Below are 11,753 nucleotides of genomic sequence, written 5' to 3'. Positions count from 1 at the left end.
GGCCGCCGCAACCCGCAAACCGAGTGAAACGAGTGAGACCGCCTGCCCGGCGTGACGAGATTGGCCGCGATGACCCCCGACGTACCCGCTTCCCCCCTCGCAGAACCCGCGCCGCGGCGCATCCGCTTCGGCATCGTGCTGCTGCCGAACTTCACGCTGACGGCCTTCTCCGGCTTCGTCGACATGCTGCGGCTGTCGGCCGACGACGGCGACTACAGCAAGCCGGTGCGCTGCGCATGGAGCGTGATCGGCGAGACGCTCGCGCCGGTGCGCGCGAGTTGCGGGATCCAGATCACGCCGTGGGAGACGTTCGACGCGGCCGAGCCGTTCGACTATGTGGTGGTGGTCGGCGGGCTGCTGCATTCGGGGCCGCAGGCCGGCCCTGAAACACTCGACTTCATCCGCCGCGCGGCGGCGGGCGGCGCGACGGTCGTCGGCATCTGCACCGGCGTGTTCACGCTGATGCGCGCCGGCGTACTCGACGGCTACCGCACCTGCGTGAGCTGGTTTCATTACTGGGATTTCATCGAGCGCTTTCCGTCGGCCGATCCCGACCTGCTGATCGCCGATCGGCTGTTCGTGATCGACCGGCGCCGGATCACGTGCTCGGGCGGCCGCGCGTCGATCGACGTCGCCGCCGCGATCCTGCTGCGCCATTTCGATCATGCGACCGTGCAGAAGGCGCTGCGCATCCTGCTGGTCGGCGAGATGCAGAAAGGCAACGCGCCGCAGCCGCATCCGCCGGGCCTCGAACCGGCGACGCATCCGAAGGTCAAGCGCGCGATTCTTCTGATGGAACAGCACGTCGGGCGTGCGCTGCCGCTCGAGGAACTGGCGTGCAAGCTCGACCTGTCGACGCGGCAGCTCGAACGGCTGTTCAAGGCGGAAACCGGCAAGAGCCCGCAGGCCTTCGCGAAACAGGTGCGGTTGCGCACGGCCGCCTGGCTGCTGACGAGCTCGGACCGCACGGTCGCCGATATCGCGTCGAGCTGCGGATTCGCCGATGCGTCGCACCTCGGGCGCGAATTCCGCAAGCAGTTCGGCGTGCCGCCGGCGACGTATCGCGAGCGCGGCGGCGACGTGGCCGAAGTCGATGCGGCGCTCGATGCGTCGGCCGACCCGGTCGAGGACATCGCCGACTGACGCCCCCGGGACACTCGCCCCCCTTCTTGGCCAATCGCAGGAACGGCGCACGTTCGCATCGGTTTCGAATCTTTTGGAACCGGTTCCAATAAACTTAGCCGACGTTGACTTCCGTAAACGAGGGTTATCCCGGATGCTGTCATTCGCTCAAATTTGTATGATGACCACATCACCTTACAAACCTGAGCATCATGTTCGAGAAAATTCCCGCCCGCGCGATGAGCGACCATGTCGCGCAGCAACTGCTCAAGCAGATCGAAGTGGGCAGCTTCTCGGCCACCGGCAAGCTGCCGACCGAAGCCGTGCTGGCGCAGGAATTCGGCGTGAGCCGCACCGTGATCCGCGAGGCGATCTCGCGGCTGAAGAACGAAGGCGTGGTCGAGCCGCGCCAGGGCAGCGGCGTATTCGTGAACCAGCACGGTGCGATCCGGCCGCTGCGGATCGACTACGCGGAAGCCGTAGAGGCGAGCTCGCTGCCGCACCTGCTCGCGGTGCGCCGCGCGATCGAGGCTGAAGTCGCGGCCGAAGCCGCGCTGCACCACACCGCCGACGACATGGCCGACATCGACGACGCGCTGCGCAAGATCGACGCAGCGGTGGCCGAAGGGCGCGACGGCGTCGCGGAAGACGTCGCGTTCCACCGCACGATCGCGGCCGTCACCGGCAACCCGTATTTCCTGAAGACGCTGCAGTTCCTGAACCAGTACCTCGAAGCCGGCGTGAAGGTCACGCGCAGCAACGAAGCGACGCGCGAGGATTTCTCGCGGCAGGTGCGCGAGGAACACGCGGCGATCGCCGACGCGATCCGTGCACGCGACCCGATGGCCGCCCGCAACGCGGCGCGCACGCACATGTACAACGCCGCCCGCCGTCTCGCGGAAGCCGGCATCTGCTGAAGCCGGCGGCGCCCGCCGCCGTTGTCCAGAACCTCTCTCGAATCGATCAAGGTTGACCATGTCACGAAATGTTGGAGTCATCGGCCTCGGCGCGATGGGCCTCGGCGTCGCACGCTCGCTGCTGCGCGCCGGCCTGCGCGTGCACGCATGCGACGTGCGCGACACCGTGCTGCAGGCGTTCGCCGCCGAAGGCGGCATCGCGTGCGCGACGCCGGCCGAACTCGGCGCGCAGTGCGACGTCGTCGTCACGCTCGTCGTCAATGCCGCGCAAACGGAAACGGTGCTGTTCGGTGAACACGGCGCGGTCGCGGCGATGCAGCCGGGCGGTGTCGTGATCGCGAGCGCGACCGTCGCACCCGAATTCGCGGTCGCGCTCGGCGCACGCATCGAAGCGGCCGGCCTGCAGATGCTCGACGCGCCGGTGTCGGGCGGCGCCGCGCGCGCCGCCTCCGGCGAGATGACGATGATGACGTCGGGCCCGGCCGCCGCGTATGCCGGCTGCGAGGATGTGCTCGCCGCGATCGCCGGCAAGGTGTACCGCCTCGGCGACGCGCACGGCATCGGCTCGAAGGTGAAGATCATCAACCAGCTGCTGGCCGGCGTGCATATCGCGGCGGCCGCAGAGGCGATGGCGCTCGGCCTGCGCGAAGGCGTCGATGCCGATGCGCTGTACGACGTGATCACGCACAGCGCGGGCAATTCGTGGATGTTCGAGAACCGCGTGCCGCACATCCTGAACGGCGACTACACGCCGCTATCGGCCGTCGACATCTTCGTGAAGGATCTCGGCCTCGTGCTCGATACCGCGCGCCGCAGCAAGTTCCCGCTGCCGCTGTCCGCCACCGCGCACCAGATGTTCATGAGCGCGTCGAGCGCCGGCCACGGCGGCGAGGACGATTCCGCCGTGATCAAGACTTTCCCCGGCATCACGCTGCCGCCCGCCCGCTGATTCGAACGACGTTTCCGCCATGACCGCTTCCGCTTCCCGTCCCCTGCTCGGCTGCATCGCCGACGATTTCACCGGCGCGACCGATCTCGCGAACATGCTCGTCAAGAGCGGCATGCGCACCGTGCAGACGATCGGCGTGCCCGCCGACGGCGCCGCTGCCGATACCATCGTCGACGCCGACGCGATCGTCGTCGCGCTGAAGTCGCGCACGATCCCCGCCGCCGACGCCGTTGCGCAATCGCTCGCCGCGTACGCATGGTTGCGCGCGCAAGGGTGCCGGCAGTTCTTCTTCAAATACTGCTCGACCTTCGACTCGACCGATGCGGGCAATATCGGGCCGGTGGCCGACGCGCTGCTCGATGCGGCCGGCGGCGACTTCACGATCGCGTGCCCGGCGTTCCCGGAAAATGGCCGCACGATCTACCGCGGCCACCTGTTCGTCGGCGACGTGCTGCTGAACGAATCGGGGATGGAAAATCATCCGCTCACGCCGATGAAGGACGCGAACCTCGTGCGCGTGCTGCAACGGCAGACGAAGTCGCCGGTCGGCCTGATCCGCTACGACACGATCGCGCTCGGCTCAGCCGCCGTGCGCGCGCGGATCGACCAGCTGCGCGCGGAAGGCGCCCGCTTCGCGATCGCCGACGCGCTGTCGGACCACGATCTGTACGTGCTTGGCGAAGCGTGCGCGGGCCTGCCGCTCGTCACCGGCGGCTCGGGCATCGCGCTCGGCCTGCCGGCGAATTTCCGCCGCGCGGAGCAGTTGCCCGAGCGCGACAACGCGGCGTCGCTGCCGCGCATCGACGGCCTGTCGGCCGTGCTCGCCGGCAGCGCGTCGAAAGCCACCAACGCGCAGGTCGCCGCATGGCGCGCGACGCGTCCGAGTTTCCGCATCGATCCGCTCGCGGCCTCGCGCGGCGAGCCCGTCGTCGATCAGGCGCTCGCGTTTGCGCGCTCGCACCTGCCCCAGCCCGTGCTGATCTATGCGACCGCCACGCCCGACGAAGTGAAGGCCGTGCAGCAGGCGCTCGGCGTCGACGCGGCCGGCCATCTCGTCGAAAGCACGCTCGCGGCGATCGCCCGCGGGCTGCGCGAACTCGGCGTGCGCAAGTTCGTCGTCGCCGGCGGCGAGACGTCCGGCGCGGTCGTGCAGGCGCTCGACGTGAAGTCGCTGCAGATCGGCGCGCAGATCGATCCGGGCGTGCCGGCCACGGCCACCATCGACGCGCAGCCGCTCGGCCTCGCGCTGAAATCCGGCAACTTCGGCACCACGGACTTTTTCGACAAGGCGCTGCGCGCGCTGGACGGAGCCGCACGATGAGCGACGAAGCGAAACTGCGCGAAGAGATCTGCGTGGTCGGCGCGAGCCTGTATGCGCGCGGCCATGCGGTCGGCAGCGCCGGCAACATCAGCGCGCGCCTGCATGACGGCTGGCTGATCACGCCGACCGACGCCTGCCTCGGCCGGCTCGACCCGAACGACATCGCGAAGGTCGGCACCGACGGCCAACCCGTCTCGGGCGGCAAGCCGTCGAAGACGCTCGCGCTGCATCGCGGCATCTACGCGCGCAACGCGGAGGCGAACGGCGTCGTCCACACGCATTCGACGCATCTCGTCGCATTGACGCTCGCCGGCGTGTGGCGCGACACCGACGTGCTGCCGCCGATCACGCCGTACTACGTGATGAAGGTCGGCCACATCCCGCTGATCCGGTATCGCCGCCCCGGCGACCCAGCCGTCGCGGCCGAAGTCGCGGCGCTGGCCGACCAGGTGCGCGGCGTGCTGCTCGATCGCCTCGGCCCCGTGATGTGGGGGCCTTCGGTATCGCACGCGTCGTATGCGCTCGAGGAGCTCGAGGAAACGGCGCGCCTGTGGCTGATGACGCAGCCGAAGCCCGAACCGCTGACCGACGCGGCACTCGACGAACTGCGCCAGACCTTCGGCGCGCGCTGGTAACGCGTCGTGCCCTGATCGCACAGTAGTCCATACCGATTTACATGCCCGCCGTGTGCGCGGGCCTTTCCGTCAGCACACACACGATCCGGCGGCGTACGCGCCGCCGGCACACCATAGTCCTGGAGACGACGATGACTGCTCTCGACGCGGCCGCAAGCCGCTCGCCCGCCGCGGCCGCCCAATCGGGCGAACTCGACCGCACCTACAAGAAAGTGTTCTGGCGCATCGTGCCGTTCCTGATGCTCTGCTACGTGATCGCGTATCTCGACCGCGTGAACGTCGGTTTCGCCAAGCTGCAGATGTCGCAGGATCTCGCGTTCAGCGAAACCGTGTTCGGACTCGGCGCCGGCATCTTCTTCCTGGGCTACTTTCTGTTCGAACTGCCAAGCAACCTGCTGATGCACCGCCTCGGCGCGCGCATCTGGATCGCGCGGATCATGATCACGTGGGGCCTGCTGTCCGCGCTGTTCGCATTCGTGCAGACGCCGACGCAGTTCTACGTGCTGCGCTTTCTGCTCGGCCTCGCGGAAGCCGGCTTCTATCCGGGCGTGATCCTGTACCTCACGTACTGGTTCCCGTCGCATCGCCGCGCGAAGATCATCGCGGTGTTCATGTCCGCGATTCCGGTGTCGGGCATCTTCGGCAATCCGCTGTCGGGGTGGATCATGGAGCGCTTCCACGGCGGCTCGGGCTTTCACGGCTGGCAATGGATGTTCATGATCGAGGCCGTGCCGGCCGTGCTCATCGGCATCGCGACGATCCTGTATCTCGACAACAGCATCCGCGGCGCGAAGTGGCTCGACGAGCGCGAGAAGCAGCTGCTCGAGGACGAAATCGCCGCGCAGCCGCAGGAACAGCAGCAGCACGGCCATTCGCTGAAGGCCGTGTTCTCGGACCCGCGCATGTGGTGGATGTCGCTGATCTATTTCGCGTTCGTCACCGGCCAGTACGGGCTCACGTTCTGGATGCCGACGCTCGTCAAATCGACCGGCATCACCGATACGCTGCAGATCGGCCTGCTGTCGGCGATTCCGTTCGTCGTCGCGATCGTCGTGATGAACCTGTTCGGCCACAGCGCGGACAAGCGGCGCGAACGCCGCTGGCACCTGATCGTGCCGGCGCTGATGGGCGCGATCGGGTTTGCGGTCGCCGCGTCGTACTCGCACAATACGGCGGTGTCGATCGTATTCCTGTCGCTCGCGGCAGGCGGCGTGCTGACCTGCGCGCCGCTGTTCTGGTCGCTGCCGACCGCGTTCCTCGCGGGCTCCGCGGCCGCGGCCGGGATCGCGATCATCAACTCGGTCGGCAACCTCGCCGGTTTCGCGAGCCCGTACGTGATCGGCTACCTGAAGGACGCCACGCACAGCACCGCGTCCGGCATGTACGTGCTCGCCGCAATGCTCGTGATCGGCGCGATCGCCGTGTGGCTCACGCCGGCCAAGCTCGTGAACCGCTGATCCGCCGCTGGACGACTCATCATTCGACGCGGGGCGCCCGGCGCCCCGCCCCATTCATACACAGGACCCGCTGCCATGCCACGCTTCGCCGCCAACCTCTCGATGATGTACACCGAGCATGCGTTTCTCGAACGCTTCGCCGCTGCCGCCCATGACGGCTTCAAGGCCGTCGAGTACCTGTTCCCGTACGACTTCGCCGCCGAGGACATCCGCGCGCGCCTCGACGCGCACGGCCTCGAACAGGCGCTGTTCAACGCGCCGCCGGGCGACTGGGCCGCGGGCGAGCGCGGCATCGCATCGCTGCCGGGCCGCGAGGACGAATTCCGCCGCGGCATCGACCAGGCGCTCGACTATGCGCGCGTGATCGGCAACAAGAAGCTGCACGTGATGGCCGGCATGGTGCCGCCGGGCGCCGATCGCGCGCGCCATCGCGACACGTATCTGGCGAACCTGCGTCATGCGGCGCAGGCGGCCGCCGCGCACGGCATCACGATCCTGATCGAGCCGATCAACCAGCGCGACATGCCCGGCTACTTCCTGAGCCGCCAGGACGACGCGCAGGCGATCCGCGCGGAAGTCGGCGCGCCGAACCTGAAGGTGCAGTTCGACTGCTACCACTGCCAGATCGTCGAAGGCGATCTCGCGGTGAAGCTCAAGCGCGATTTCGCGGGCATCGGCCATATCCAGATCGCGGGCGTGCCGGAACGCCACGAGCCGGACGTCGGCGAACTCAACTACCCGTACCTGTTCGCGCTGATCGACGCGCTCGGCTACGACGGCTGGATCGGCTGCGAATACCGGCCGAAGGCCGGTACGTCGGAAGGCCTCGGCTGGCTCAAGACATACCTGTAACTCCCTTATTTCCCAGAGGGTCAACAACATGAAAGTACTGATCACCGGCGGCGCCGGCTTTCTCGGCCAGCGTCTCGCGCGCAAGCTGCTCGAGCGCGGCGAACTGACCGGCCCCGATGGTCGTATCGAGAAGATCGACGAGCTGGTGCTGCTCGACGTCGTCAAGGGCAGCGATTTCGGCGATGCGCGCGTGACGTCGATCGTCGGCGACATCGCCGATCGCGCGGTGCTCGACAGCGCGATCGACACGCAGACGGGCGCGATCTTCCACCTCGCGGCGATCGTCAGCGGGCAGGCCGAAGCCGATTTCGATCTCGGCATGCGGATCAACCTCGATGCATCGCGCACCCTGCTCGAAGTGTGCCGCGCCCGCGGCCACCAGCCGCGCGTCGTGTTCACGAGCTCCGTCGCGGTGTACGGCGGCGCGCTGCCCGACGTCGTGCAGGACGACACCGCGCTCAACCCGCAATCGTCGTACGGCGCCGAGAAGGCGATCGCCGAACTGCTGCTGTGCGACTACGCGCGGCGCGGCTTCGTCGACGGCCGTGTGCTGCGGCTGCCGACCATCAGCGTACGGCCCGGCCGCCCGAACGCGGCCGCGTCGTCGTTCGCGAGCGGCATCATCCGCGAGCCGCTGAACGGCGAGGAAAGCGTGTGCCCGGTGCCTGGCTCGACGCGGCTGTGGCTGCTGTCGCCGCGCGGCGCGATCGACGCGCTCGTCGCCGGGTGCGAGATCGACGGCGCGAAGCTCGGCAACAAGCGCGTGATCAACCTGCCGGGGCTGTCGGTGTCGGTCGACGAGATGATCGCGGCGCTGCGCGAAGTCGCGGGCGACGAGGTCGTTAAGCTGATCCGTCACGCGCCCGACGAACGCGTCGAGAAGATCGTCGGCAGTTGGCCCGGCCGCTGGGATACGTCGCGCGCGGAAGCGCTCGGGCTGAAGGGCGACACGTCGTTCGCGGACGTGATCCGCAGCCATATCGCGGACGAACAGCGCTGATTTGTGCCGGGTCGGGCCGCATCGACGCGGCCCGGCCGAACGTGGCCCGGCCGAACGTGGCCCGACCGATTCCCCGACGCGCAACGACGCGCGTTGCATCCCGGCCGCCCGCCTGAAGTGCGCATCGGCGCCGGGACAACACCGCACCACCGCTCCACCCGATTCGTCTCCGCGCGACACGCCGCGCGCGTGCCTCATTCCGTCGCGATGCCGACGGTCTCTCGCAACACGGATACATGCCGGCACCTAGTTGCCGACCTGCGCCGGCATGCCGGGCTCGGCCGCCCGCGTCGCCGACGCCGCCATGCGCGCGCGGTCCTGCTCGGCGAGCTTCGCTTCCGCGGCCTGGATATCGGCCGGATACTCGCCGTCATCGCCCTTCGCCGGGTCGTACCCGGCCGCTTCGAGGCGCATCAGTTCGTCGCGAACCTGCGCACGCGTCAACGGTGCGGCCGATTGCGCGAATGCCGACTGACCGACGATCGCAACGATCATCGTCAGTAGTGCGATATATGTTTTCATCATGAACTCCTTCAATTGGACGTATCGATCAACCACGGGATTTGCGTGACCTGAGAATGCAGGCCGGCGGCTCAGCTTCCGAAATAGATCGTGCAGAAGCTCGCGGGGCCGACGCATGCGGCGGCACCTCGACGCGGCGACATCGCCGCCGGCTTGCCCGCGTCGGACGACACGGCCGGATCGCTGCCGACTGCCGTGCTGGCCTGCCGCTGCGGCATCCGCTCGGCCTGCTGCTGGAACAGCGGGCTCACGTCCGGATACGACGTATCGGTCACGAAGCGCAGCCCGTTGTTTTGTGCATCGATCAGTTCCTGCCGGACCTGTTCGCGCGTGAGCGCCTGTGCCGACGCTTGCGTCGCGACACCTGCGAGAGACATCGCCGCCACCGTGGCGGCTACCAGCCAGTGCGTGTTCATGCTCCACTCCTTCATCAGTCAACGAAACGATGTGCTACACCCGTATGACGACGGAGGGGCCGGGTTTATTCCCGGCTTTCCATGCGCACCTGCCGGACCTTCATCGAACTGTCATTCATTCGTCAGCCGGCGTAACCTGACGTAACGCAATGCCCGCCGTGCTTCGGGCAGACTGACCCCCACTTCATCCGGGCCGCCCATCGATCGACATGTCCGCCGCTTACGACCATGCAGCCGCCCTGCTGCGCACACTGTACGACCGCCATATCGACAGCGGTGCGGTGCTCGACGCGTCCGCATTCCCGGATGCCGAGCGTTTCGTGCGCGCGTGGCCCGCGATCCGCGCGGAGGCGCTGGAGGTAGCACGCGACATGCCGCGCATCCCGCGCTTTCACGAAATCATGCGCGAGCAGTACGACATCTCGGCCAACGATGCACGCGACTGGCGCATGTTCATCATGCAGGCGTACGGCCAGCCGTTTCCGCGCAATCTGTCGCGCTGCCCGACCGTCGCATCGCTCGTCGCGACGTCGCCGGACGTGCTGTCCGCGTCGCTGTCGTTCCTCGCGCCCGGCAAGCACATCCCGCCGCATCGCGGGCCGTTTCGCGGCATCCTGCGCGGGTATCTCGTGCTGTCGATGCCGAAACGCGCCGACGGCACGCCGGCCGCCGTGCTGAAAGTCGACGGACACGAATACCGGCTCGACGAAGGCCGCTTCCTGCTGTGGGACGACACGTTTACGCACGAGGTGTGGAACGACAGCGATGCCGTGCGGATCGTGCTGCTGCTCGATATCCGTCGGCGCGGAATGCCGCGCTGGCTCATGTGGCTGTCGAATGCGGTGATCGGGGTCGTGCGGCTCGGCATCCGGATCAGGGGGCGGTCGATTCCGGTTTAGCCGCCGCCAGCCCGCGCAGACGCCATGGCAAACGCCATCGCTTGCGGCCGCTCCGTTCCGCCTTTCGACACCCGCCGGATCGCCTACACTACAAGCCGTCCCTTCGTGCGGCTCCTGCCAGCTACCGCCATGGCGCATCTCTTCTTCGCCGCGTCGATCCAGCGGCATGTCGAAACGCCCGAACGCGACGTCGACGCGCATACGGTCGGCGAGGCATTCGACACCATTTTCAGCGAGCAGCCGCGGCTGCGCGGCTACATCGTCGACGACCAGGGTGCGCTGCGAAAGCACCTGTCGGTGTTCATCGACGGCCAGCCGATCCGCGACCGGCAGCGCCTGTCCGATGCGCTCGGGGCCACCAGCCGCGTGTATGTCGTGCAGGCGCTGACCGGCGGATAAAGGGACCGATGCACGAGCACATCCCCATACCAAGCGCCGTCACGCCAAGGCGGACCATCCGGAGACATCGCAACATGAACGATCGACTGCTCGTCGCCACCCGCAAGGGCCTGTTCGTCCTGCAACCCGACGGTCATGGCGGCTGGACGCCCGGCGAACCGCATTTCATCGGCGAGCCCGTCAGCATGGCGCTCGCCGACCCGCGCGACGGCACGCTGTATGCGGCACTCAATCTCGGCCATTTCGGCGTGAAGCTGCATCGCCTGCGCGCCGGCGCCACCGACTGGGAGGAATGCGCAGTCCCGGTTTATCCGCCACAGCCCGCCGACGCGTCGCCCGCCCGCGCCGACACGCACGCAGGCAGCGGCGACACCGCCGACGCGCCTGCCGGATCGCCGCAGCCGCCGTGGACCCTTCAGCAAATCTGGTCGCTCGAAACCGGCGGCGCGGACGAACCGGGCGTGCTGTGGGCCGGCACGATTCCCGGCGGCCTGTTCCGCTCCGACGATCACGGCGATTCGTGGGTACTCAACCGCGCGCTGTGGGATCGCCCCGAACGCGCCGAATGGGGCGGCGGCGGGTACGACGCGCCGGGCATCCATTCGGTGATGGTCGATCCGCGCGACAGCCGGCACGTCACCGTCGGCATCTCGTGCGGCGGCGTCTGGCAGACCGCGGACGGCGGCACGACGTGGCGCGTGACCGCGGAAGGCATGGAGGCCGACTACATGCCTCCCGAGCGGCGCGGCGAGCCGAACATGCAGGACCCGCACCGCGTCGTGCAGTGCGCGGCCAACCCGGACGTGCTATGGACGCAGCATCACTGCGCGATCTTCCGCTCGACGGATAGCGGTGAACACTGGCGGCGCATCGAAGCCGAGCCGTCGAGCTTCGGTTTCGCGGTGGCCGTGCATCCGCACGAACCGGATACCGCGTGGTTCGTGCCGGCCGTGAAGGACGCGTGCCGGATTCCGGTGAACGGCCGGTTCGTCGTCACGCGCACGCGCGACGGCGGCCGCAGTTTCGAAACCCTGTCGAACGGGTTGCCGGCCGCGCCCGCGTACGACCTCGTGTACCGGCACGGGCTCGCGGTGGACGATTCCGGCACGCGCCTCGCGATGGCGTCGACGACCGGCGGGTTATGGACGTCCGCCGATGGCGGCGAGCACTGGCAACAGGTATCGGCGCACTTGCCGCCGGTGTATTGCGTGCGCTTCGGTTGATCACACGCGGACACCGAACGAAACGCAACCATCCGCACGTT

The 11,753-nt window shown here is 68.1% G+C and carries 13 protein-coding genes; 11 read left to right on the top strand and 2 right to left on the bottom strand.

Annotation, left to right across the window (positions count from 1 at the left end; all coding sequences use genetic code 11):
* The first annotated feature begins 69 nt into the window (after positions 1-69).
* The 8 genes from BLS50_RS27480 to denD all read left to right on the top strand — a co-directional run bounded on the left by BLS50_RS27480 (position 70) and on the right by denD (position 8,253).
* Positions 70-1,143 (top strand): GlxA family transcriptional regulator, encoded by a 1,074-nt coding sequence (locus BLS50_RS27480; protein ID WP_041489669.1) that lies wholly within the window; start codon positions 70-72, stop codon positions 1,141-1,143.
* Positions 1,144-1,334: 191 nt separating this feature from the next.
* The gene (locus BLS50_RS27475; protein ID WP_006480587.1) at positions 1,335-2,039 is read left to right on the top strand and encodes a FadR/GntR family transcriptional regulator; all 705 of its coding nucleotides are present in this window, start codon (positions 1,335-1,337) and stop codon (positions 2,037-2,039) included.
* A 52-nt stretch (positions 2,040-2,091) separates the two neighbouring features.
* A complete protein-coding gene (gene ltnD / locus BLS50_RS27470) occupies positions 2,092-2,988 on the top strand; it encodes an L-threonate dehydrogenase (protein ID WP_349292516.1) in 897 nt (298 codons plus the stop codon).
* A gap of 19 nt (positions 2,989-3,007) precedes the next feature.
* The gene (otnK, locus tag BLS50_RS27465) at positions 3,008-4,309 is read left to right on the top strand and encodes a 3-oxo-tetronate kinase (RefSeq protein ID WP_074805626.1); all 1,302 of its coding nucleotides are present in this window, start codon (positions 3,008-3,010) and stop codon (positions 4,307-4,309) included.
* The gene (gene otnC, locus BLS50_RS27460) at positions 4,306-4,944 is read left to right on the top strand and encodes a 3-oxo-tetronate 4-phosphate decarboxylase (protein WP_074805623.1); all 639 of its coding nucleotides are present in this window, start codon (positions 4,306-4,308) and stop codon (positions 4,942-4,944) included. Before otnK ends, otnC begins: the two co-directional genes overlap by 4 nt.
* A gap of 131 nt (positions 4,945-5,075) precedes the next feature.
* On the top strand, positions 5,076-6,401 hold the full coding sequence (locus tag BLS50_RS27455) for an MFS transporter (RefSeq protein ID WP_074805618.1): 1,326 nt from the start codon (positions 5,076-5,078) through the stop codon (positions 6,399-6,401).
* Between the two features lie 75 nt (positions 6,402-6,476).
* Positions 6,477-7,253 (top strand): 2-oxo-tetronate isomerase, encoded by a 777-nt coding sequence (gene otnI, locus BLS50_RS27450; RefSeq protein WP_074805614.1) that lies wholly within the window; start codon positions 6,477-6,479, stop codon positions 7,251-7,253.
* 28 nt (positions 7,254-7,281) lie between these two features.
* On the top strand, positions 7,282-8,253 hold the full coding sequence (gene denD / locus BLS50_RS27445) for a D-erythronate dehydrogenase (protein ID WP_027808685.1): 972 nt from the start codon (positions 7,282-7,284) through the stop codon (positions 8,251-8,253).
* Between the two features lie 246 nt (positions 8,254-8,499).
* Here denD and BLS50_RS27440 read toward each other — a convergent pair whose 3' ends face one another.
* Positions 8,500-8,775, bottom strand: coding sequence for a DUF4148 domain-containing protein (locus BLS50_RS27440; RefSeq protein ID WP_027812614.1), 276 nt, complete (start codon positions 8,773-8,775; stop codon positions 8,500-8,502).
* Positions 8,776-8,846: 71 nt separating this feature from the next.
* A complete protein-coding gene (locus tag BLS50_RS27435) occupies positions 8,847-9,191 on the bottom strand; it encodes a DUF4148 domain-containing protein (RefSeq protein WP_027808683.1) in 345 nt (114 codons plus the stop codon).
* A 209-nt stretch (positions 9,192-9,400) separates the two neighbouring features.
* On the opposite strand from BLS50_RS27435, the gene BLS50_RS27430 reads away from it, so the two are divergent.
* From BLS50_RS27430 to BLS50_RS27420, 3 genes are all read left to right on the top strand, one after another.
* Positions 9,401-10,090 carry an aspartyl/asparaginyl beta-hydroxylase domain-containing protein gene (locus tag BLS50_RS27430; protein WP_074805610.1) on the top strand — a complete coding sequence of 230 codons (690 nt, stop codon included), beginning with the start codon at positions 9,401-9,403 and terminating at the stop codon, positions 10,088-10,090.
* Between the two features lie 129 nt (positions 10,091-10,219).
* The gene (locus tag BLS50_RS27425; RefSeq protein WP_006480577.1) at positions 10,220-10,489 is read left to right on the top strand and encodes a ubiquitin family protein; all 270 of its coding nucleotides are present in this window, start codon (positions 10,220-10,222) and stop codon (positions 10,487-10,489) included.
* Positions 10,490-10,563: 74 nt separating this feature from the next.
* The gene (locus tag BLS50_RS27420; protein ID WP_027812616.1) at positions 10,564-11,712 is read left to right on the top strand and encodes a WD40/YVTN/BNR-like repeat-containing protein; all 1,149 of its coding nucleotides are present in this window, start codon (positions 10,564-10,566) and stop codon (positions 11,710-11,712) included.
* Positions 11,713-11,753 lie beyond the last annotated feature (41 nt).

The organism is Burkholderia orbicola, assembly GCF_900100915.1.
Lineage (GTDB): Bacteria > Pseudomonadota > Gammaproteobacteria > Burkholderiales > Burkholderiaceae > Burkholderia > Burkholderia orbicola.
This window is presented reverse-complemented; position numbering and strand designations above follow the sequence as displayed.

Bases quoted from the DNA above. Each gene is read 5' to 3' on its own strand.
- BLS50_RS27455 (WP_074805618.1), top strand. From the start codon at position 5,076: ATGACTGCTCTCGACGCGGCCGCAAGCCGCTCGCCCGCCGCGGCCGCC.
- BLS50_RS27440 (WP_027812614.1), bottom strand. From the start codon at position 8,775: ATGAAAACATATATCGCACTACTGACGATGATCGTTGCGATCGTCGGT.
- otnC (WP_074805623.1), top strand. From the start codon at position 4,306: ATGAGCGACGAAGCGAAACTGCGCGAAGAGATCTGCGTGGTCGGCGCG.
- BLS50_RS27480 (WP_041489669.1), top strand. From the start codon at position 70: ATGACCCCCGACGTACCCGCTTCCCCCCTCGCAGAACCCGCGCCGCGG.
- BLS50_RS27420 (WP_027812616.1), top strand. From the start codon at position 10,564: ATGAACGATCGACTGCTCGTCGCCACCCGCAAGGGCCTGTTCGTCCTG.
- BLS50_RS27425 (WP_006480577.1), top strand. From the start codon at position 10,220: ATGGCGCATCTCTTCTTCGCCGCGTCGATCCAGCGGCATGTCGAAACG.
- otnK (WP_074805626.1), top strand. From the start codon at position 3,008: ATGACCGCTTCCGCTTCCCGTCCCCTGCTCGGCTGCATCGCCGACGAT.
- otnI (WP_074805614.1), top strand. From the start codon at position 6,477: ATGCCACGCTTCGCCGCCAACCTCTCGATGATGTACACCGAGCATGCG.
- BLS50_RS27430 (WP_074805610.1), top strand. From the start codon at position 9,401: ATGTCCGCCGCTTACGACCATGCAGCCGCCCTGCTGCGCACACTGTAC.
- BLS50_RS27475 (WP_006480587.1), top strand. From the start codon at position 1,335: ATGTTCGAGAAAATTCCCGCCCGCGCGATGAGCGACCATGTCGCGCAG.
- denD (WP_027808685.1), top strand. From the start codon at position 7,282: ATGAAAGTACTGATCACCGGCGGCGCCGGCTTTCTCGGCCAGCGTCTC.
- BLS50_RS27435 (WP_027808683.1), bottom strand. From the start codon at position 9,191: ATGAACACGCACTGGCTGGTAGCCGCCACGGTGGCGGCGATGTCTCTC.